This is a genomic window from Microbacterium hanjuni, assembly GCF_043556395.1.
Lineage (GTDB): Bacteria > Actinomycetota > Actinomycetes > Actinomycetales > Microbacteriaceae > Microbacterium.
The window spans coordinates 1,372,682-1,393,040 of sequence record NZ_JBIGIK010000001.1 but is presented as its reverse complement, the minus strand read 5'-3'; the positions used below and the strand labels follow the sequence as shown (position 1 = coordinate 1,393,040).

At 70.5% G+C, this 20,359-nt stretch carries 25 protein-coding genes; 18 read left to right on the top strand and 7 right to left on the bottom strand.

Going from position 1 to position 20,359, the window contains the following annotated elements; translation table 11 throughout:
- Positions 1 to 18: 18 nt before the first annotated feature.
- The 10 genes from ACFXP5_RS06835 to ACFXP5_RS06790 all read left to right on the top strand — a co-directional run bounded on the left by ACFXP5_RS06835 (position 19) and on the right by ACFXP5_RS06790 (position 9,644).
- Positions 19 to 960, top strand: coding sequence for a carbohydrate ABC transporter permease (locus ACFXP5_RS06835; RefSeq protein ID WP_394544041.1), 942 nt, complete (start codon positions 19 to 21; stop codon positions 958 to 960).
- Entirely contained in the window at positions 960 to 1,880 is a 921-nt protein-coding gene (locus ACFXP5_RS06830; RefSeq protein ID WP_394529492.1) for a carbohydrate ABC transporter permease, read from the top strand. The genes ACFXP5_RS06835 and ACFXP5_RS06830 overlap by 1 nt, the downstream gene beginning before the upstream one ends.
- Before the next feature lie 4 nt (positions 1,881 to 1,884).
- A complete protein-coding gene (locus ACFXP5_RS06825) occupies positions 1,885 to 2,556 on the top strand; it encodes a ferredoxin-NADPH reductase (protein ID WP_394544040.1) in 672 nt (223 codons plus the stop codon).
- Positions 2,557 to 2,617: 61 nt separating this feature from the next.
- Positions 2,618 to 3,802 carry a glycoside hydrolase family 88 protein gene (locus ACFXP5_RS06820; protein ID WP_394544039.1) on the top strand — a complete coding sequence of 395 codons (1,185 nt, stop codon included), beginning with the start codon at positions 2,618 to 2,620 and terminating at the stop codon, positions 3,800 to 3,802.
- A gap of 28 nt (positions 3,803 to 3,830) precedes the next feature.
- Positions 3,831 to 4,721, top strand: a complete 891-nt coding sequence (locus tag ACFXP5_RS06815; RefSeq protein ID WP_394544038.1) for a fumarylacetoacetate hydrolase family protein — start codon at positions 3,831 to 3,833, stop codon at positions 4,719 to 4,721.
- On the top strand, positions 4,718 to 5,482 hold the full coding sequence (gene kduD, locus ACFXP5_RS06810) for a 2-dehydro-3-deoxy-D-gluconate 5-dehydrogenase KduD (RefSeq protein ID WP_394544037.1): 765 nt from the start codon (positions 4,718 to 4,720) through the stop codon (positions 5,480 to 5,482). The genes ACFXP5_RS06815 and kduD overlap by 4 nt, the downstream gene beginning before the upstream one ends.
- A gap of 35 nt (positions 5,483 to 5,517) precedes the next feature.
- Positions 5,518 to 6,348, top strand: a complete 831-nt coding sequence (gene kduI / locus ACFXP5_RS06805) for a 5-dehydro-4-deoxy-D-glucuronate isomerase (protein ID WP_394529487.1) — start codon at positions 5,518 to 5,520, stop codon at positions 6,346 to 6,348.
- A gap of 4 nt (positions 6,349 to 6,352) precedes the next feature.
- Positions 6,353 to 7,255, top strand: coding sequence for a sugar kinase (locus ACFXP5_RS06800; protein WP_394529486.1), 903 nt, complete (start codon positions 6,353 to 6,355; stop codon positions 7,253 to 7,255).
- A complete protein-coding gene (locus tag ACFXP5_RS06795) occupies positions 7,252 to 7,890 on the top strand; it encodes a bifunctional 4-hydroxy-2-oxoglutarate aldolase/2-dehydro-3-deoxy-phosphogluconate aldolase (RefSeq protein WP_394544036.1) in 639 nt (212 codons plus the stop codon). The genes ACFXP5_RS06800 and ACFXP5_RS06795 overlap by 4 nt, the downstream gene beginning before the upstream one ends.
- Positions 7,887 to 9,644, top strand: a complete 1,758-nt coding sequence (locus tag ACFXP5_RS06790) for a glycoside hydrolase family 35 protein (RefSeq protein WP_394529484.1) — start codon at positions 7,887 to 7,889, stop codon at positions 9,642 to 9,644. Before ACFXP5_RS06795 ends, ACFXP5_RS06790 begins: the two co-directional genes overlap by 4 nt.
- A 67-nt stretch (positions 9,645 to 9,711) precedes the next feature.
- Here ACFXP5_RS06790 and ACFXP5_RS06785 read toward each other — a convergent pair whose 3' ends face one another.
- The gene (locus ACFXP5_RS06785; protein ID WP_394544035.1) at positions 9,712 to 11,400 is read right to left on the bottom strand and encodes an acyltransferase; all 1,689 of its coding nucleotides are present in this window, start codon (positions 11,398 to 11,400) and stop codon (positions 9,712 to 9,714) included.
- A 621-nt stretch (positions 11,401 to 12,021) separates the two neighbouring features.
- Complete coding sequence (locus tag ACFXP5_RS06780; RefSeq protein WP_394544034.1) at positions 12,022 to 12,678, bottom strand: FMN-dependent NADH-azoreductase; 657 nt, start codon at positions 12,676 to 12,678, stop codon at positions 12,022 to 12,024.
- Positions 12,679 to 12,753: 75 nt separating this feature from the next.
- On the opposite strand from ACFXP5_RS06780, the gene ACFXP5_RS06775 reads away from it, so the two are divergent.
- Positions 12,754 to 13,098 carry a winged helix-turn-helix transcriptional regulator gene (locus tag ACFXP5_RS06775; RefSeq protein ID WP_394544033.1) on the top strand — a complete coding sequence of 115 codons (345 nt, stop codon included), beginning with the start codon at positions 12,754 to 12,756 and terminating at the stop codon, positions 13,096 to 13,098.
- A gap of 133 nt (positions 13,099 to 13,231) precedes the next feature.
- Here the strand turns inward: ACFXP5_RS06775 and ACFXP5_RS06770 are convergent, their stop codons facing one another.
- From ACFXP5_RS06770 to ACFXP5_RS06750, 5 genes are all read right to left on the bottom strand, one after another.
- A complete protein-coding gene (locus ACFXP5_RS06770; RefSeq protein WP_394544032.1) occupies positions 13,232 to 14,164 on the bottom strand; it encodes a hypothetical protein in 933 nt (310 codons plus the stop codon).
- Between the two features lie 9 nt (positions 14,165 to 14,173).
- Positions 14,174 to 15,655: a tyrosine-protein kinase domain-containing protein gene (locus ACFXP5_RS06765; protein ID WP_394529479.1), complete on the bottom strand. Its 1,482-nt coding sequence runs from the start codon at positions 15,653 to 15,655 to the stop codon at positions 14,174 to 14,176.
- Between the two features lie 149 nt (positions 15,656 to 15,804).
- Complete coding sequence (locus tag ACFXP5_RS06760; protein WP_394544031.1) at positions 15,805 to 16,098, bottom strand: hypothetical protein; 294 nt, start codon at positions 16,096 to 16,098, stop codon at positions 15,805 to 15,807.
- Positions 16,095 to 16,685, bottom strand: a complete 591-nt coding sequence (locus tag ACFXP5_RS06755; protein ID WP_394544030.1) for an Asp23/Gls24 family envelope stress response protein — start codon at positions 16,683 to 16,685, stop codon at positions 16,095 to 16,097. Before ACFXP5_RS06755 ends, ACFXP5_RS06760 begins: the two co-directional genes overlap by 4 nt.
- Positions 16,682 to 17,254: an RNA polymerase sigma factor gene (locus ACFXP5_RS06750; RefSeq protein WP_394544029.1), complete on the bottom strand. Its 573-nt coding sequence runs from the start codon at positions 17,252 to 17,254 to the stop codon at positions 16,682 to 16,684. The genes ACFXP5_RS06755 and ACFXP5_RS06750 overlap by 4 nt, the downstream gene beginning before the upstream one ends.
- Before the next feature lie 130 nt (positions 17,255 to 17,384).
- Between ACFXP5_RS06750 and ACFXP5_RS06745 the strand changes: the two genes are divergently transcribed.
- The 7 genes from ACFXP5_RS06745 (at position 17,385) to ACFXP5_RS06715 (ending at position 20,349) form a co-directional block, all read left to right on the top strand.
- Entirely contained in the window at positions 17,385 to 17,894 is a 510-nt protein-coding gene (locus ACFXP5_RS06745) for an Asp23/Gls24 family envelope stress response protein (RefSeq protein WP_394544028.1), read from the top strand.
- The gene (locus tag ACFXP5_RS06740; RefSeq protein ID WP_394529474.1) at positions 17,891 to 18,079 is read left to right on the top strand and encodes a DUF2273 domain-containing protein; all 189 of its coding nucleotides are present in this window, start codon (positions 17,891 to 17,893) and stop codon (positions 18,077 to 18,079) included. The genes ACFXP5_RS06745 and ACFXP5_RS06740 overlap by 4 nt, the downstream gene beginning before the upstream one ends.
- Before the next feature lie 10 nt (positions 18,080 to 18,089).
- Complete coding sequence (locus ACFXP5_RS06735) at positions 18,090 to 18,497, top strand: NTP pyrophosphohydrolase (protein WP_394544027.1); 408 nt, start codon at positions 18,090 to 18,092, stop codon at positions 18,495 to 18,497.
- Positions 18,494 to 19,078 carry an Asp23/Gls24 family envelope stress response protein gene (locus ACFXP5_RS06730; protein WP_394544026.1) on the top strand — a complete coding sequence of 195 codons (585 nt, stop codon included), beginning with the start codon at positions 18,494 to 18,496 and terminating at the stop codon, positions 19,076 to 19,078. Before ACFXP5_RS06735 ends, ACFXP5_RS06730 begins: the two co-directional genes overlap by 4 nt.
- Complete coding sequence (locus ACFXP5_RS06725) at positions 19,075 to 19,689, top strand: hypothetical protein (protein WP_394544025.1); 615 nt, start codon at positions 19,075 to 19,077, stop codon at positions 19,687 to 19,689. Before ACFXP5_RS06730 ends, ACFXP5_RS06725 begins: the two co-directional genes overlap by 4 nt.
- A gap of 107 nt (positions 19,690 to 19,796) precedes the next feature.
- Positions 19,797 to 19,967 (top strand): CsbD family protein, encoded by a 171-nt coding sequence (locus ACFXP5_RS06720; RefSeq protein WP_394529470.1) that lies wholly within the window; start codon positions 19,797 to 19,799, stop codon positions 19,965 to 19,967.
- 211 nt (positions 19,968 to 20,178) lie between these two features.
- Positions 20,179 to 20,349, top strand: coding sequence for a CsbD family protein (locus tag ACFXP5_RS06715; protein ID WP_394529469.1), 171 nt, complete (start codon positions 20,179 to 20,181; stop codon positions 20,347 to 20,349).
- The last annotated feature ends 10 nt before the right edge of the window (positions 20,350 to 20,359 follow it).

Sequence of the window (20,359 nt, the reverse complement as noted above, 5' to 3'; positions counted from 1 at the left end):
CCTTTCAGGAGGCCCCCCATGGTGACCATCACCGCCCCGAAGCAAGCCGCCCCCGCCGCGGCTCCGCTTCCGCCGAAGCGCCGCAGAAACGCGCTGCGCCGACGCAACACCCTGATCGGGTGGAGCTTCATCCTTCCCAACTTCCTCGGGTTCGGGCTGCTCACGCTTGTTCCCATCGGCGTGCTGTTCTACATGTCGCTGACGAACTGGAACGTCTTCGGCACGGCCAACTGGGTCGGCTTCGCCAACTTCGAGCGCCTCCTGGGCGACGGCAGCTTCCGCGTCAGCGTCATCAACACGCTGTACTACTCGGTGCTGCACATCCCGCTCACCTTCGTCGTCTCGCTGGGACTCGCGCTGCTGCTCAACAACAAGCTGCGCGGCGTCGCGTTCTTCCGCACCGCGGCGTTCTTCCCCTACATCACGTCGATCGTCGCGATCGCGGTGGTCTGGAACCTGTTGTTCAGCCCCGACTCCGGCCCCATCAACGAAGCCCTCCGTTTCGTCGGCATCGCCAACCCTCCCGGCTGGCTGACCTCCCCGGAATGGGCCATGCCCGCCGTCGTGATCGTCAGCACCTGGCGAGACATGGGCTACTACATGATCCTGTTCCTCGCGGGGCTGCAGACCGTGCCGCGAGAGCTGCACGAAGCCGCCCGCATGGACGGCGCGAACGTGTGGCAGCGCTTCTGGAACGTGACGCTCCCGGCGCTTCGCCCGACCACGTTCTTCGTCACCGTGATGCTCACGATCAACTCGTTCAAGATCTTCGACCTCATCCTCGTGATGACCGACGGCGGCCCGGGACAGGCGACGCTCGTGCTGTCGCAGTTCATCTACCGCAAGGGCTTCGAGGAGAACCAGTTCGGCTACGCGTCCGCCGCGTCGGTCGCGCTGTTCTTCATGTGCATCGTCGTGACGGTCATCCAGTTCTTCTGGAACAAGAAGCGGAGCGCCTGATGTCCAACCTCCTGGTTCCCGCGGACGACCGCCGAGCTCTCCGCAGACTCGCGGAAGAGCCCGCCCCCCGTCCTGCCGACAAACCGGCTCGCACGCCCCGTCAGATCGCGGCGAGGGCGGCCGGCTACCTCGCCCTCGCGATCTTCGCGGTGGGCCTGCTCACACCCTTCGTCTGGATGGTGCTCAGTTCGCTCAAATCGGCGAACGAGGTGTTCTCGGTCCCCGTGAAGTGGCTTCCCGACACCATCGTGTGGAGTAACTACACGGAGATCTGGACCCAGTCCGACATCTTCACGTGGATCCGCAACACGCTGCTGCTCGCGGTGGTCGTGACGTTCCTGCAGGTGCTCACGGGGTCGTTCGCCGCGTATGGCTTCGCCCGTATGCGCTTCCGCGGTCGCGACGTGCTCTTCCTGCTGTACATCGGCACGATCGCCGTGCCGTGGCAGTCGTACATGATCCCGCAGTTCATCCTGCTGTCGAACTTCAAGGTGTCCAACACGCTGTGGGCCATCATCCTGCTGCAGGCGTTCGGCGCCTTCGGGGTGTTCTTGATGAAGCAGTACTACGAGACCATCCCCGAGGAGCTCTCCGAGGCTGCGCGCATCGACGGCCTCAGCGAATACGGCATCTGGCGTCGCATCATGCTTCCCCTGTCCGTGCCCGCGATCGCGAGCCTGTCGCTGCTGACCTTCACGACCACGTGGAACGACTACCTCGGCCCGCTGATCTACCTGCGCGACCCCGCGCTCTGGACGATCCAGCTCGGCCTCAAGGGCTTCGTCAGCAACCTCTACGACACGAACTACGCCCTGCTGTTCGCGGGACTCGTGATCTCGGTGCTACCCATCGCGATCATCTTCATGCTCGGACAGAAGTACTTCGTCGAGGGTCTCGCCACGAGCGGGCTGAAGGGCTGAGGTCATGAAGCGCATCTCGCACGACACCTACGCCGCCATCATCGGCATGGTCTACCTGTTCCTCATCGTCAACGTCTCGCTGGTGGTGGCGTGCCTGCCCTTCGTCGTGGCTCTCGTCACGACCGACCCGGCGCTGTCGTGGCCGCTGCTCGCGGTCACCGCCCCGCTCTGCGCCCCCGGGATCGCGGCGGCGTTCCGCGCCTTCCGCGAGTACGACGAGGCCGGACGCACCCCGATCCGCGCGTTCGTGGCGGGCCTGCGCGACACGGGGCTTCGCGCCCTCGTGCTGGGTGTCACGGTCACCGCAGTGGTCGTCATCGCGCTGATCGACGTGCGGGCGGTGTCGAACTCCGACGTCGGCGTCCTGCTCGTGCCGATGCTCGGAGTCGCCGTGGTCATCGCGGTGGCGGTCGGGCTCATCGCGCTCGTCGCCCTGGCCGAGGTGCCCACCGCCCGCTGGGCCGACGTCCTGCGGGCGAGCGCCTACCTGTCGCTCAAGCGCTGGTACTTCACTGCCCTCTCGCTCTTTGCCGTCGGCGCCCAGGCGGCGCTGTTCACGACCGCCCCGGCGATCGCGCTGGGCATCACAGCATCCGCTGCCCTGTACTTCGCCTGGACGAACGCCCGCTTCACTCTTCGGCCGGTCCTCGATCTCGAGGATGCTCCGGCCGCGTGAGCGCGTCCGGATCCGACCCACTTCGTCGCGCCTGCGCACCAATCTGAAGGACCCCCACATCATGACGACTTCCCCGCCACTGTCGGGCGCCCTGACGCGCACGGTCGAGACCGCTCTCGCTGCGGCCCTGGCCACCGTGCGTCGCAACATCGAGACCTTCGGTCCCGTGTTCCCCGGTGACACCACCGTCGATGAGCGCTATCTCCCGCGTCCCGCGGGCGACGGCATCGCCGAGGGGGGCAACCGCGGGTGGACCACCACCTTCTGGACCGGCATGCGCTGGCTCGGATGGGAACTCACCGGCGACCCGCTCTTCCGCGAGGCCGCCGAGGCGGACGCCGCGGACTTCGAGCGTCGCGTGCGCGACGGCGAAGACCTCGACACCCACGACATCGGGTTCCTGTACAGCCTCACCACCGTGCCCGCCTGGCGGCTGCTCGGCGACGAGAGCGCGAAGCAGGCCTCGCTGCTCGCGGCCGATCACCTCATGCTGCGCTTCCTCGAGCCGGCCGGCATCATCCAGGCGTGGGGCGACCTCACCGACCCCGCGCAGCGCGGGCGCACCATCATCGACAGCCTCATGAACATGCCCCTGCTGTCGTGGGCGAGCCAGCAGACCGGCGAGCCGATCTACGCCGAGGCGGTGCGCCGGCACACCGCGCAGCTGCGCGAGCACATCCTCCGACCCGACGACTCGACGTTCCACACCTTCTACTGGGACACCGAGACCGGCGAGGCGCTGCGCGGAGCGACCGAGCAGGGCGCGCACGACGACTCCATCTGGGCGCGCGGACAGGCGTGGGGCATCTACGGCTTCGCGCTCAACTACCGCGACACCGGCGACGTGCAGTTACTGGAAGCATCCCGCCGGGCCGCCGACTACTTCCTCGCGCACCTCCCCGCCGACCGCGTGCCCTTCTGGGACCTCGTGTACACCGATGGCAGCGACGCCCCGCGCGACAGCTCCTCGGCGGCGATCGCGGTGTGCGGACTGATAGAGCTGTCGCAGGTCGAGACCGACCCGCAGCGCGCCGCCGCCGCGCGGACCGCGGCCGACGAGATCCTCGCCTCGCTCATCGCGAATTACACCCCCGAGCGCCCGGAGGATTCCGACGCCCTGCTCCTGCACAGCGTGTACGACCTGCCGAAGAACGTCGGCGTCGACGAAGGGAGCCTCTGGGGCGACTACTTCTACCTCGAGGCGCTCACCCGCGTGATGAAGCCCGAATGGACGCCGTACTGGTGAGCGCCCGCAACGCGGAAAGGCGCACCCGATGAGACTCGTGACCTACCGACACGACGGCCGGATCCACACCGGCGCCGTGGTCGGCGACGAGCGGATCGTCCCCCTCGACGGCATCGCGGATGCTGCGGAGCTGACCCCGCTGCTGGCCGATCCCGTCGCGCTCGCCCGAGCCGCCGACCGCGTCGCCGCGGCCGAATCGGGCGGCCCGTTAGGGGTCGCGGACGTGGAGCTGCTCGCGCCGGTTCGGCCGGGGAAGATCCTGTGCCTCGGCTACAACTACCGCGGGCACGTGCCCGACGGCACCGATCCGACGGCGAACGACCCCGACTTCCCGGATGTCTTCGTCAAGACCCCCAATACCCTGGCCGGTCCCGCCGAGGCGGTGCAGATCGCCCACGCGGCCCTCGACGTCGACTACGAGGGCGAGCTGGCCCTGGTCATCGGGCGCCGGGCACGCGACGTCTCGGTCGAGGACGCCCTCGACCACGTCGCGGGCTACACGATCCTCAACGACGTCTCCGACCGGGCGTGGCAGCGCCGCCAGAGCCAGTGGGCTCTCGGCAAGTGCTTCGACGGCTTCGCGCCGCTGGGTCCCTGGATCGTCACGCGCGACGAGATCGACGATCCGCAGGACCTGCTCGTCGAGGTCGTCCGCGAGGGCGTCGTGACGGTTTCGCAGTCCACGAGCACGACGATCTTCCCGGCCGCCTTCGTCGTGCACTACCTCAGCACCGTGATGACCCTCGAGCCGGGCGATGTGATCTCCACCGGCACGCCGCAGAAGCTCGCCGAAGCGCAGTCCGACCATCGGCCGCTCGCTCCGGGGGACGCCGTGACGGTGCGCATCAGCGGCATCGGCGAACTCACCACCACCTTCATCGCCCCCACCCTCGTCACACCCACGGAGGCCCCCGCATGATCCTCGACACCTTCCGCCTCGACGACAGAGTCGCGCTCGTCACCGGCACCAGCCGCGGACTCGGCCAGGGCGCGGCCATCGCTCTCGCCGAGGCCGGCGCCGATATCGCCCTGCTCGACCGCGGCGACGCGTCCGAGACCGCCGACGCCATCCGCGCGCTCGGCCGCCGCGTGCTCGTGCTGCAGCGTGATTTCGCCTCCGCATCGCCCGAGGACCTCACCTCGGCGGTGACCGAGGTGATCGAGCAGCTCGGCGGTCTGGACATCCTCGTGAACAACGCCGGAACGATCCGTCGCGCCCCCGCCGTCGACTACCCGGCCGGCGACTGGGACGACGTCTTGCGCGTGAACCTCGACGCCGTGTTCCACCTCTCCCAGGCGGCCGGTCGCCACATGATCGCGCAGGGCTCGGGCCGCATCATCAACGTCGCCTCGATGCTGTCGTTCCAGGGCGGCATCCTCGTGCCCGCCTATGCCGCCTCCAAGCACGCCGTCGCCGGTCTCACCAAGGCGCTCGCGAACGAGTGGGCGGCATCCGGCGTCACGGTCAACGCGGTCGCCCCGGGCTACATGGCGACGGACAACACCGCGGCCCTTCGTGCCGACGTCGAGCGCGAGAAGTCGATCGTCGCCCGCATCCCCGCCGGACGGTGGGGCGAGCCCGCAGACCTCCAGGGTGTCTTCGTCTTCCTCGCCTCCGCAGCGTCCGCCTACGTCACCGGCACGGTCATCCCCGTCGACGGCGGCTGGCTCGTCCGTTGACCCCCGCCTCACCTCCCCGACCCGCAGGAGCAGTCATGCAGCAGCGTTACGCCACCAACCCCGCCCAGATCCCCGGCATGGACACCGAAGAGCTGCGCGCGCAGTTCCTCGTGCCCGAGGTGTTCGTTCCGGGCGAGATCACCGTCACCTACACCCACCACGACCGCATCGTGCTCGGCGGCGCCGTTCCGGCGGGCGCCGAGCTCGTCCTGCCCGGGTACCCCGAGATCCGCAGCGAGTACTTCCTGGAACACCGCGAGCTCGGCATCGTCAACGTCGGCGGCACGGGCACCGTCACCGCTGACGGCGAGGTCTACACGCTCGTCACGGGCGCGTGCCTGTACCTGGGGCGCGGCATCCGCGACGTCGTTTTCGCCGACGCCGACGGCGAGACGGGCGCACAGTTCTACCTCTTCTCGGCGCCCGCTCACACCACCTACCCGGCCGCGCTGGTCTCGCCGGGCGAGGGAACGGTGCGCGAACTCGGCGACCAGCTCACCTCGAACCGTCGCACGCTCAACCAGTACATCCACGAGAACGGCGTGCGCTCCTGCCAGATCGTCATGGGTGTGACCCAGCTGCACCCCGGGTCGATGTGGAACACCATGCCGGCACACACCCACGACCGCCGCACCGAGTGCTACCTCTACTTCGACGTTCCCGAGGACGCCCGCGTCATCCACCTGCTGGGCGAGCGTCACGAGACGCGGCACCTCGTCGTGGCCGACCGTCAGGCGATCATCTCGCCGAGCTGGTCGCTGCACTCGGGCGTCGGCACCTCGGCGTACTCGTTCGTCTGGGCGATGGCGGGGGAGAACCAGGCATTCGACGACATGGATGCTGCTCCCGTCACCGAATTGCGGTAGTCCCGTGGTGACCTCCTCCCGGCGGGGCACGCTGCTCGCGGTCGGGGAGACGATGGCGATGGTCGCCCCCGCGGACGGTTCCGTGGCCGACGCCGACGAGTTCCTCGTCGACGCGGGTGGCGCGGAGTCCAACGTCGCGGCGCACGTCGCCGCCCTCGGGCACGACAGTCGGTGGTTCAGCCGCCTCGGCGACGACGCTCTCGGCCGTCGCGTCGCCGGCCAGCTCGTCGAACGCGGCGTCGACGTGTCGAGTGTCATCTTCGACGCCGTCCACCCCACCGGGCTCTACGTCAAGGATCCGGGGCGCGGGGTCGTGTACTACCGGCGAGGGTCGGCAGCATCCCATCTCACGGCCCTCGACGCCGACGGCGTCTCGTTCGACGGGGTCGACGTGGTTCACGTCTCGGGCATCACCGCCGCGATCTCCGACACCGCGGCAGGGTTCCTCGACCGGCTCATCGACCGCGCGCGCCGCGCGGGGGTGATCGTGAGCATCGACGTGAACCACCGCCCGGTGCTCTGGGCGCCGGGTGAAGCGGCCCGTGCCCTCGACGCGCTGGCCCGCCGCGCCGACATCCTCTTCACGGGGCGTGACGAGGCCGAGGCGCTCTGGGCGACGGCGACCGACGAAGACATCCGCCGTCACTTCCCCGAGGTGGGCGAGCTGATCGTCAAGGACGGCGAGATCGGCGCCACCGTCTTCGCCGGGGGCGCGCGCGTGTTCGAGCCCTCACACCGCGTCGACGTGGTCGACGCGGTCGGCGCCGGCGACGCCTTCGCGGGCGGCTACCTCGCCGCACTGCTGACGGCGCTCCCGCCGAACGGCCGGCTGCGCAGCGGGCACGCCCGCGCTGCGCTCACACTGCAGACGGTGGGCGACTCCATCGACGGAAGGGTTCTGAAATGACCGACTCCAACGCGTGGTTCGATCACGCCTTCGCCGACGCGCCGCTGATGGCGATCCTGCGCGGCACCGGTCCCGAGCGGTCGGCGCAACTGGCCGAGACCGCGTGGGACCTCGGCATCGACTCGGTCGAGGTCACGCTGCAGAGCCCCGACGATGAGGTCGCCCTCCGCGAAGTGGTGCGCCGCGCCGCCGCGCGCGGCAAGACCGTCGGCGCGGGCACGATCGTCACCGTCGAGCAGGTGTCGGTCGCCGCAGCCGCCGGGGCTTCGTTCGTCGTGTCGCCGGGGTTCGATCCGGCGATCGTCGAGGCGGCCCGAGTGGCGGGGCTCCCCGTGCTGCCGGGGGTCGCCACCCCCGGAGAGGTGCAGCAGGCCTACGCCCTCGGTCTCCGTTGGATGAAAGCGTTCCCCGCCGAATGGCTCGGCACCGGATGGTTCCGCCACCTGCGCGGTCCGTTCCCCGACGTGCGCTTCGTCGCCACCGGAGGCTTGGACGCGGGCAACGTGAGCGCATTCCTCGACGCCGGAGTGCGTGCGGCCGCGGTCGGATCAGCCCTCGAGGATCCCACCCAGCTCGCGCGCCTCGCCGAGGTGCTCCACGCACGTCGGAGCGCGGGTCGGAGTGTGGACGCGTGAGTTCGTTCGAGATCGGCGAGCACGACTTCCTGCTCGACGATCGACCGCATCGCATCCTGTCCGGAGCCCTGCACTACTTCCGCGTGCACCCCGACCACTGGGCCGACCGCATCCGCAAGGCGCGGTTGATGGGGCTCAACACGATCGAGACCTACGTCGCCTGGAACGCCCACGAGCCGCGCAGGGGCGAGTGGCTCACCGACGGCGCGAACGACCTCGGCCGCTTCCTCGACCTCGTCGCCGCCGAGGGGATGCACGCGATCGTGCGACCCGGCCCGTACATCTGCGCCGAGTGGCACAACGGGGGACTCCCGGTGTGGTTGACCGCGCTGCCGGGCATCGGGCTGCGCCGCTCAGACCCAACGTACCTCGCCGAAGTGGGCGCCTACCTGCGCCGCGTGTACGACATCGTCGTGCCGCGCCAGATCGATCGGGGCGGACCGGTCATCCTCGTGCAGATCGAGAACGAATACGGCGCCTACGGGCGGGACAAGGACTACCTGCGTGCCCTCGTCGACCTCACCCGTGAGACGGGCGTCACCGTACCGCTGACCACGATCGATCAGCCCACGGCCCAGATGCTCGAGGACGGCAGCCTGCCCGGACTGCACCTGACCGGCTCGTTCGGATCCCGCGCGACGGAGCGTCTGGCGACGCTGCGCGAGCATCAGCCGAGCGGGCCCCTCATGTGCGCGGAGTTCTGGGACGGCTGGTTCGACTGGTGGGGCGGGCACCATCACACCACGAGCCCCGCCGACTCGGCCGCGGAACTCGAAGCGCTCCTCGCGGCGGGCGCATCGGTCAACTTCTACATGTTCCACGGCGGCACGAACTTCGGCCTCACGAACGGGGCGAACGACAAGGGTCGGTACCTGCCGATCACCACCTCCTACGACTACGACGCGCCCCTCGACGAGACGGGTGCGCCGACGGCGAAGTATCAGGCCTTCCGCGACGTCATCGCGCGCTACGCGCCCGTTCCCGAGGAGCAACCCGGGGCACGGCCTTCGGCCCCCGAGATCAACGCGCCACTCGATATCGTCACGGGCGTGGAATGGTCCGACCCCGCGGATGCGGTGGTGCGGCGCACTGCACCCACCTTCGAAGAACTCGGCCACCTCGGCGCGCTCGTGCGTTACGACACCGAGCTTCCGGCCGATCTGACGGGAGCTCAGCTGCTGCAGTTCGACGAGGTGCGCGACCACGCTCGGGTCAGCGTGGACGGCACGGCGGTGGGCTCGATCGAGCGCACCGCCCGGCAGCGCGAGCTGGTCATCCCCGCTGGGCGCACACTGTCGCTGCTCGTGGAGGAGCAGGGGCGGGTCAATTACGACGTACGCATCGGCGAACACAAGGGCCTGATCGGAACCCCGCTGCTCGGCGGACGCACGCTCGAGGGGTGGACCGCGACGCCGATCCACCTGGACGCGCTGGATCGGGCCGTCCGCGACGCCGACGAGGCGACCCTGGTCGACGGACCCGTCGCGGGACCCGCACTGCTCCGCGCTCGCTTTGGACTGCAGCATCCGGCCGACCTGTTCCTCGACACCACCGGGTGGGGGCGCGGCTTCGCTTTCGTCAACGGGTTCCTGCTCGGTCGCTACGCCGCCAACGGCCCCCAGCGGACGCTGTTCGTGCCGGAGCCGGTCACCCGGCCCGGCGAGAACGTCGTGGTGGTGGTCGAACTGCAGCACGTCGCTGGTCCGATGGCGCGCTTCGCGGCCTCACCCGATCTCGGTCCGCGCGAGGAGTGACCAGGCGCCGGGTGGATGCCGGCGCGGGCGTCCGGGGTGGAGCGTCCGGCGGATACCGGCGCGGGCGTCAGGGACGGTCGGGCAGCGGCGCCGGCTCCGGGCGGTGGACCCCTCTCGGGCGGTAGCCGAGCGCGCTCGAGAGACCCAGCAGGTCGGCAAGGTACCAGACGATGGCGAGCCACATCTCGGTCCCCTGCAGGCCGGGGGTCGCAGCATCCGCCCCGACGGTGAAGGCCGAAGGCACGCGGAAGGCGAAGCCTTCACCGGGCACCCAGGTCTCGAGCGCGTCGTCGAGCAACCGCTCGGCGAGCAGGCGCACCTCGTCCGAGCGGTACCCCGTGGCGCGGGTCAGCCAGAGCGGGTGCGCCACGTCGAGCACGTTGCACGCGTCGCGGACGTCGGCGGCGAAGTAGCGGAAGTCTGCGGCATGGCGCAGCACGGTGTCGATCACGCGTTCGGGGTGAGGGATCGGCAGGCCGAACTGGGCGAACGTGCCACGCGACGCGCGGTAGAACCCGTTCACGAGCAGCAGCAGGTCATCGCCCGCGGCGGGGCGGCCCCACATTCCGGTGACGGGGTCAGCATGGGTGAGCAGCCAGCCGAAGAGCGCATCGTCGACCCCGGCGGGCACGACGTCGCCGCGGGTGCGGCTCCAGACGAGTGCGGTTCCGAGGGCGTCGACCCAGTGCCCCGCGTGCCACGGATCGCTCGACCAGGGGAGCGAGCCCACGAACTCCGCGATCCCGCCCGCGGTGGCCTGCGTGATGAGCGAGATCGGCGCCGGAAACCCTGAGCCCAGCAGCGCCAGGGCGTAGCCCACGCTCAGCACCGAGTAGGCCGCGTCGGGGTCGCTCGCATCGGGCGCGGCGCTGATCGATCCTTCGGCGCCGAGGGGAGCGACGAGCCCCGTGGCCGGATCCTGCCACGAGCGCAGGCGCTGCACCTGCTCGCTGAGCGGCGCCTGCGGGGGAGCCGCGCCGACCAGCAGGTCAGCGAGTTCGATCGCGTCGGTCTGGGCGCGCACCGTCACCGGGGCTCCGGGGCGGTCGACGAAGAGGCCGAGATCACCGTTCCACGAGCGATCCAGGATGCTGAGGGCCTCACTCTTCGCGAGGAGTCCGAACGCGCTCAACCGCGCAGCGAGGGGCGTCGCAGGCTCGGGCGCGGCGGGGCGCGTCTCGCTGGGCGCGGTCTCGGCGGGGGGAACGCGCCACTTCAACAACCGCGCAGGGTTGCCGCCGACGACAGCCCCGGCCGGAACGTCCTTGGTCACGATCGCGCCGGCGGCGAGCACGGCCTTGTCGCCGACGGTGACGCCGTCGAGCACGACCACGTGCGAGCCGATCCAGACGTCGTCGCCCACCGTGATCCCTCGCGAGGTGAGCGGCTGGCGGAACACTTCGAGGTCGGGTTCCATCGTGTGGTTGAACCCGAGGATCGAGGTATGCGCTCCGATCCGGACGCCGTCGCCCAAGGTCACCCGCCCACGGATGACGGTGTAGGGGTTGATGCTGCAGTCCGCCCCGGCATCGAGCGTGTCCGTCAGGTAGGCGCCCGCGGCCACGTAGGTACGGTCGCCGAGGCTCAGCGCCGTGTTGTTGACGGAAGCCAGCGCGGACACGAAGCAGTGGGCTCCGAACCGGTACTGCGGGTGCTCCGCCAGCATCCGCGCCTGCAGCGCTTCTTGCGCGCTACGCGCCTCCGGGTCGGCGTCGCGCCAGAAATCCCAGGGCGAGTACTCGAACGGATCTGTCACGGCTACTCCGAGGGTGCCGGCAGTCGCGGACGGCATCGCGCACGGCCGCGCGGCCGCCCCTCCATCCTTCCGCACCGGCGGGGGAGATGCGCGCGCATCGCTGTCGCGCGTGGTCGCCGCCATTGCCGGGTTTGCTCCGTGGTGACTTCGCCGGCCCGCGCGCGCTGAGCGCCGGGTGGGTCGTTGCCCGGGTGCCCGCCGGCCCGGCCTCGCCCTGCCGGCGGACACAACTCCTCCACAACGCCGGGCACGGAGCCGGTGACGGGCGGATCGGCGGGCCGCGGCGGCGACCCGGCCGGCGGAATGGAGGAGTTGTGTCCGCCGGGCGCCTGGCGCGTGCCGCCACCGCCCGAGCCGCCGGCTCGGTTTCGCCGGCCAGGACGGCCGGCCCGGTGGATACAACTCCTCCACAACGCGGGGTCGAGGGCCCGGGGCGGGCGGATCGGCGGGCCGTGGCGGCCATGCGGTCGGCGGAGTGGAGGAGTTGTGTCCGCCTGGCGCCCGGGACCCGGGTAGGACCGCCGACCCGCAAGCAGCTCCCCCGTCGCAACGTGCGGGTCGAACCGGCAGATTGCGACAGGGGAGCTGTGGTGGTGGTGGTGTGGGACCGGGCGGCTCGGGTCAGGCGACGCGGGCGCCGCGCAGCTCGGCGATCTCGCGGCCGGCCTGGCGGGCGCCGGTCTCGGCCTCGCCCTTGATCGCGGCGGCGGTGTCGGTGAAGGCGTCGAGCGCGGGGTTCACTCCCACGAGGGTGAAGGGCCGCTCGACGACGCGCAGGTCGAGGCCCCAGACGTCGGCGAGCACGCGGCGCAGCCACGCGGTGGAGTGGTCCCAGCCCTCACGGGGGCTTCCGGCCGCGTAGTTGCCGCCCTGCACGGTCACGAGCGTCGCCGGCTTGCCGCGCAGCGCGGTGCCCGAGGGGTCGATGCGCGGGTCGGTGTAGGCGAGGTCGAACCAGGTCTTGAAGTGCTGCGAGACGCCGAAGTTGTACAGCGGCACGGTGAACAGCAGCGCGTCGGCGCCGATCAGCTCGTCGGCGATCGTGGTCGCGAGCGCGATGGCCTCGTTCTGCTCGGGCGTGCGCTGGTCCTCGGGCGCGAAGCGACCGGTGACGGAGTTCTGCCAGGCCGTCGCTGCGATCGGGTCGGCGGCGAGGTCCCGGCGGTTCACGGTCGAGTCGGGGTGGGCGGTGACCCACTCGGCCTCGACGAGGTCGCCGAGCGCGCGGCTGGCGGAGGTGGCGGGCATGATGCTGGCATCGACGCGGAACAAGGTCATGGGGAGTCCAATCAGATCGGAGTTACTCGCTTTTTCAAAGCGGCCTGCAAAAACCTAGCACGGTAGACTGGGCTCATGGACCGTCCCCAGCCCCTCGCGCCGCACGTCTGCGACGCCGCGGTGACGCTGGCTTTCTCGATCCTCGGCAAGCGGTGGAACGGCATGATCGTCGACGCCCTCGGCTCCGGAGAACTGAGCTTCGCCGCGCTTCGCCGCGCGGTCGTGGGCATCAGCGACGCCGTGCTCTCCGAGCGCCTCACCGAACTCGCGGGCGCCCACCTGCTGTCGCGCATCGTCGAGAGCGGCCCGCCGGTCTCCGTGCGCTACGCCCTCACGCGCAGTGGCGAAGAGCTGCTCCCTGTGCTGCAGCAGCTGGGGGAGTGGGCGTCGACCAATCTGGCCCCGACGCACAAGGCCTGACCGAGCGGATGCTGCCGCCACCGCGCGTGCGTTCGGGAGGGGATGTGCGCCCCGGAGGGCGTTTGAGCCCCCAGCGTCCTCCCGAGTGCACATCTCCTCCGTTGTGCACAGCGCACCCGCACCACGATCGGGCTCAGCCGGCCCGCACCAACTCCGCGCCCGACCACACCGCGGCGGAATCGCCGAGGGCTGCGACCGCCGCCGGCGCCGAGGCGCCCGCGGCGCACCCGAGCGGCTGGGCCGTGGCGAAGCCGGGGCCCGTCCAGCGCGTGACGGCCAGGCCGTCGCAGCCCGCGGCCGGGCCGGCGGTCAGCACGGTGCCGTTCGAGACGGCGAGGGCGACAGCATCCGTCGCCGGCAGCGCCGTCCACTGTCCGCCGGAGCCGAGCGCGTACCCGGTGCCGTCACAGAGCAGCGCCACGATGTCGCCGACCGCGCGGAACGAGCGGGCGTCGGCGCACGGTGCCGCGACGTTGCCCTGGGGAGTCACGACCGCGGCCGCGTCACCCGGTTCGAGATAGCGGGATGCTGCGAGCACATCCTCGTACGGTTGCCAGAACTCGCCCTGGGTGAAGGTGCGAAGGGCCTGGGTCTCGCAGCCCCCGCCGACCGCGGCGACCATCTCGGCCTCGGAGCCGGCGAAGGAATCCAGCGACGCGACCTGCGCGAGTGCGCGGTAGCGCGGCGTCACGTCCTCCCACGTCTCGCCGCCGTCGGTGGAGTGCTCCACGACCGGGCTCGCTCCGCCGCAGGCTCCGGCCGTCGCCCGCCACCAGCCCTGCGAACCGAGGGACAGGAAGCGTTCCTGGTCGCGCGGGAGGGTGGCGGCGGCATCCGGTGTCTCGGTCGCGACCGGGGTCGCCGAGGGGGTGGCCGTGGGAGTCGGGGTGCTTTCGGCCCGCGGCGTGTAGGTCGACACGGGCTCGGCGCCGTCGGGGACGGGCTGGGGGCGCACCGACTGCAGTGCGAGCACGACCAGCAGCACGGTCGCGACCGCCAGCACGGCGATCAGCACCCCCACGAGCCAACGCGCGGTGGTGCTGAGCGGACCGGTTCGTCTGGGCATGAGGCCGGGTCAGGGCAGCAGGTCGTCGTTCGCGGTGTTCGCGTCGGCGCGGGCGGCCTTCGATTCCTTCGCCGGGGCGTCGGCCTTGCGGCTGCGGCGCGAGCGCTTCTCGGGCGTCGGCGCGGCGCCGTAGGTTCCGTATCCGCCGTAGCCGTAGCCGTACCCGTAGCCGTAGGAGTCGGGACCGTGAGTGGGGACCATGGTCAACACCATGCCGGCGACCTTCGTGCCGACGGTGGCGAGAGCGTCGAGGGCGCCGTCGAGCTGGTGCGTCGTGGTGCGACCGGCGGCCACGATGACGATGGCCCCAGAGGTCCACTTCGACAGGACGGCAGCATCCGTCACCGGCAACAGCGGCGGGGCGTCGCACAGCACGACGTCGAACTCGTTGCCGAGCGCCTCGAGCAGTTGACCCATCTGCTTCGAGCCGAGCAGCTCGCTCGGGTTCGGCGGAACCTTGCCGGCCGGCAGCACGTAGAGGGGACGCTTGCCCCAGGGGAGCATGACGTCGGCCACCCGCGCGCGCCCGATGAGCACGTCGGTGAGCCCCGCGCCGCCCTCGATGTTGAGGTACTGCGCGATCTTGGGCTTGCGCAGATCGGTGTCGACCAGGGCGACGCGCTTGCCGGCATCGGCGAGGGCGACGGCGAGGTTGATGGTCGTGGTCGACTTGCCCTCGCTGGCGAGGCTCGAGGTGACGACGAAGATGTTGCCGCCGTCCATCTCGAGGAACTGGAGGTTGGTGCGCAGGGCCCGGAAGGCCTCCGACCGCTGGTTGTGCGGGTCGGCCTCGAGGATGAGCGGACGTTCCTTCGCCTTCGGATCGAAGGGGATCGCGCCGATGAGCGGACGATCGGTGAGGGCTTCGACGTCCTTCGGGGTGCGCACCTTGTTGTCGAGCACCGCGCGCAGCACGGCGACGCCGATGCCGAGGGCGAGTCCGACCAGACCACCGAGGGCGAGGTTGAGCGGCACGTTCGGGCTGACCGGCGACGACGGCGCCTGCGCGTCCCGCACCCGGGTCAGCTTGACCGGGCTGGTCTCCTGCCCGTCGCGCGTCTCGAGGGTCTCGACCGCGTCGGCGAGGCTCGCGCCCAGCGCGTTCGCGACGAGCGCCGCCTGCGCGGGGTCGGGGTCGGTGACCGTGATCTGCACGATCGTGGAATCCAGCGAAGCTGAGGCCGTGACCCGGCTCGCGAGCGAGTTGGGGCTGACGTTCAGGTCGAGGTCCTCGATCACCGGGTTCAGCACGAAGGGCTCTTCGACGAGCTCGACGTAGGTCGCGATACGCGCCTGTGTGAAGTTCGAGCCCTGCTGCAGTTCGGCGACGGTCGAGCCGCCCTCCGTCGAGACGAACACGCCGCTCGTCGCTTCGAACTGGGGGGTGCGCGTCAGCGAATACCCGGCGGCGACGGCTATGCCCACGAGGACGGTCACCACAATCACGAGCCAGTTCTTTCGCAGGATGCGGATGTAGTCGCTGAGCTCCATGACGCCTCTCGGGGGGTGCAGTACGCGTTCATCCTGCCACACCGCTTGTTTCCGGCCGGTGTCGCTGAGCCGTACACCTCATGGCGTGTTCCGGGCTCGACGAATGCCGCGGAGCGAGGGGGCGAGCGGATGCTGGGGCTGCGCCGGTGTCAGGAGATGCGCGCGATCTGCACGTGGATCTGGGCCTCGGGATCGGGGAAGCGTCGCACGAGAGCGTCGGCCACCTCGCGCGCGGTGTCGGCGCTGTGGGCGCTGCGGCGGGTGGCGATGCGCGCTTCGATGCGCAGCCCGTCGTGGCTCGGTGCGAGTTCTGCCCGCACATCCTCGGCGCCGACGGCCGCTGCCACGAGCAACTGCGGAAGCGAGGGCGGCGGGAACGCGTCGGCGACGCCCTCGACGGCGAGTACCAGTTCGGTGAGTTCGTCCCCGTGCGCTGCGGTCATGACGCGTCCTTCCGGTTCTGCCAGCCGTGCACGTCTTCGACGGCCACGTTCACGGCCGTCACGGTGAGGTCGGTGTGCTGAGCGAGGGCGGCGAACACCGCTTCGCGAAGCTCAGCGGCGAGTTCGGGCATGGAGACATTCCAGGCGGCCGTGGCGGTGACGGCGATCTCGACGGGCGCGCCGGGCTCTTCAGCATCCCCCTCGATCTCGATGCGGCCCAGATACAGACCGTCGATCCCGTCGCCGACGGCCCGCACCAGCGAGCGGACGGCGCCTTCGGTGATCGTGATCGTCACACGAGGATCGGGGTGGCGCACCGGCAGGCTGCGTCCGGCGCGCACCTCGGTGCGGACGACGTCCATGATCCGGCCGAACCACGATGCCGGGGGCGGGGGGAGGTGGAGGGCGTCGCTCGCGATCAAGGAGCGCGACAGCTCGCCCATGCGCTCGAGGGAGTCCAGCGCGTTGAGGCATTCGGGGCAGGTCTCGATCGAGGCGTCGTAGGGCTGGCGATCGGCGGCCAGGTAGTCGCTGATCTCCTCGAGGGTCTTGCCGCACTCGAGCACGACGGAGTCGGGGTCGGTCATCGCCATCCCTCCATCTGGATCAGAATGCCGCTGCGCGCTCGGGCGAGGTTGCCGCGGACGGTGCTGACGGGAAGATCGGTCTGCTCGGCGATCTCGTCGTAGCTGAAACCGCCGACCTCCCGCAGCAGCCAGGTGGTGCGCTGCGCCTCGGGCAGGCGGTCGAGCGCCCGCGAGAGTGCGGCGAGTCTAGCGGTGTGCACCGCGACGTGCTCGGGGTTCGTGGACTCCGCCCCGGCGATGTCGATCCCGTCGAGGGGCTGGTCGTTGCCGCGGCGCCGGAGGAAAGCGAAAGCCTCCCGGCCGGCGATCTTCATCAGCCACGCCTTGAGCGCCGCGCCGTCGCGGAGGTTCGGCAGCTGCTTCCAGGCGATGACGAACGCCTCCTGCACCACGTCGTCGGCGTCGGCGACCGACCCGACGATGCGTGCCGTGTACGCGCGCATGAGCCCGCTGTGCCGGCGCACGATCTCGCCGAACGCGAGCTCGTCACCGTCGCTGGCACGCTCCGACAGGATGCGGTCCGACAGCTCCCCCCAGGAGGGGCCGTCGCCGTCTTCCGGTCGCACCATGAAAACTCCGTCGAACTTTTTTGTGACGAATGCGCCACTGCGCGCCTCGTACTGATGAGCGACGCTAACGCGCAGCGCACCGAGCTGGCAGAGCTTGCGTCGTCTCACCGAACCAGCTAGGAGAACAGCAATGGCTACCGAGAACAAGACCAGCCCCGTGGTCGGCACGAACGCGAAGGCGCGCGTCGACACGCTCACCACCACGGGAGCCGACCCGCTCACCTCCACCTCCCCCGTCGGCACCGACGGCAAAGCCGGTGGCCGCACCTCGATCGCGGAGAGCGTGATCGCCAAGATCGCCGGTCTCGCCGCTCGCGATGTGCCCGGTGTCTACGCCCTCGGCGGCGGCGGAGCCCGCGCCATCGGCGCCCTGCGCGACGCGATGAACGCGACCGACCACACGCAGGGTGTGAAGGTCGAGGTCGGCGAGACGCAGGCCGCGGCCGACATCATCATCGTCGTGGACTACCCGCAGCCCATCCACGAGGTCGCCGAGCAGGTGCGCGAGGCCGTCGCCGGAGCGATCACCCGTCTCGCCGGTCTGCAGGTCGTCGAGGTCAACGTCGAGGTCACGGACGTGCGCCTGCCCGACGACGGCGCTGACGACGACGACGCCTACGCCGAATCGCGCGTCTCATGAGCGCGACCATCTCGGGCGCCCTGGTCGGCGCCGTCCTGGCCTTCGCCGCTCTCGTGTTCGGCTTCTGGGGCTTCCTGCTCGTCGCCGTGTTCATGGGCGTCGGCGCGATCGTCGGACGCATCACCTCCGGTCAGCTCGACGTGCGCGAGGTGGCGAACGCCTTCTCGGGCCGTCGCGTCTCGTGAGCGGTGCCGCGTGAGCGTCATCTCGCCGTCCCGTCCCGCGGCGGTGGGCGGGGGAGCGGATGCCGCAGCGCCGCCGCGTGAGGCTCCGCTGCCCGGACGCACCACCCTGTCGGACCGCGCCCTGCGCACCGTCAGCCGGGAGGTGGCCGCCACGGCCTTCGGTGTTCCCCGCGACCGGGTGACCCTGCAGCTCGCGTCTGCGGGGGGCGGCCTCGCGCTCCGCGTCGAAGCTCCTCTGCCGATCGTCGACCTCGAAGACAGCGAAGCGGTGCGGGCGGGCGGCACAGTGCTCGATCGCGTCCGCGCCATCCAGCAGACCCTGCAGACCCGGGTGAGCGCCCTCACCGGGCGCACCGTCACCCGCGTCGACGTCATAGTGACCGGCGCCGTCATCGCCGAGCGAAGGAGAGTGAAATGAGCGAACGCACCCTGCAGCGGGTCGTGCGCCGTGAGACGCACTCGCCGCGCACCGCGGCGATGGTCGTGGCCGTCCTTCTCGTGGCCCTCGTGCTGCTGTACCTGGGCGTCGAGATCGTGCTCGGGCTGCTCGCGCAGCCGGCGCTGCTCATCGCCCCCGCCGACGCGCTGGGCGCGCTCGGCGAGGCCCCGACCGCGCAGCCTTCCGCTGCGGTCATCGCCGCCGGAGTCGTGGCAGCCCTCAGCGGAGGGGTGCTCGTGCTGCTGGCCCTCACCCCGGGCCGGTTGCCGCGGCACGTCATGGACCTCGGCGATCACGCGGTCGTCGTCGACAACGGCGTGGTCGCAGCATCCCTCGCCCAACGCCTCAGCGATGAGGCGGGCATCGCCCGTGATCGCATCACCGTGGGCGTCGCCCACCGGGTCGTCGACGTGCGGGTGACCCCCGACGCCGGCCTTACGGTCGATGCCGCGCAGCTGCGCGCCATCGCCGACGAGGAGATGGCCGGCTACCACCTCACCCCGGCCGTGAAGACGGTCGTCAAGATCGGACGCCCGAAAGAGCAGGAGCTGCAGCGATGAACGACACGAACCGGGCCGTGAACCGCCTGCTCCTGCTGCTGATCGGGCTGGTGCTGCTGGGTGTCGGCGGCGCGGTCATCCTGGCCGCCACATGGCCGGTGGCGACCGAGATCTGGCGGCGCAGCATCACGACCGCGTCCGACTGGCTGGCGCGTTCGGCAGAGGCGACCCGGATCGCCGACACCGGGCTGTCGTGGCTCGTCCTCGGGGTACTCGCCGCCATCGTTATCGTGGTCGTGCTGCTGGTGCTCGCCATCGCGCGACTCGGCGGTGGCCGCTCGCGGGCGCTGCTGACGGCGTCGCTCGAGGACAATCCGCTCGGGCGGGTGGTGGTGCGGGATGCATTCGCCGCCGACGCTCTGACGGCCGCGCTGGATGCACGCCCCGACGTCGTGTCGACGCGGGTCACGGCGGCGGAGGTGCGCGACGAGACCGTGCTGCACATCGCCGTCACCGCACGCCGCAACGCCTCGCCACGCGCCCTCGCGCTGGATGTCAACCGTCTGGCGTCGAACGTGGCCGCGCTCACCGGGCAGGACCTGCCGACGTACGTCTCCGTACGCTCGGGACTGCGCGCCCGCCTGGCCCCCGAGCGTCGCGACCTCGCCTAGGCGGTTCCTCACGCTCGCGTAGAAATCTCCCAGGGTGCGGCGATACCGTCACCGCATTCCGGGGCCACCACCGGGAAACCGGGACCACAAAGAGAGAGGAGTCCGCCATGGGACTCGACGACAAGATCAAGAACGCAGCCGAAGACGTCGCCGGTAAGGCGAAGGAAGCCTTCGGCAAGGCGACCGGCAACGAGCGCCTCGAGGCTGAGGGCCAGACCGACCAGGTCAAGGCCGACGCCAAGAAGGTCGGCGAAGACGTCAAGGACACCTTCAAGTAACACCGGGTGTCTTCGCGGGCGCTCTCACGCCCAGCCCAGAGTGCACCGCCTCACGGAGGCGGTGCACTCTGGCGTTCGGGGGCGGCACGCAGCATCCGGATCTCTAGCGCACAACGGGTCTGAATACGAGTCCCCCTTTCGCGCCGGGGCCGAGTCGTAGCGTGGGGATATCGACCGGGAACCACCCGGATGTGATCGGAAGGGGAACCCTATGGGACTCGACGACAAGATCAAGAACGCCGCCCAGGACATCTCGGGCAAGGCGAAAGAAGCCACCGGTAAGGCGACGGACAACGAGCGCCTCGAGGCCGAAGGTCAGGGCGACCAGACCGCGGCCGACCTCAAGAAGGCCGGCGAGAACGTCAAAGACGCGTTCAAGTAAACCGTCGCAC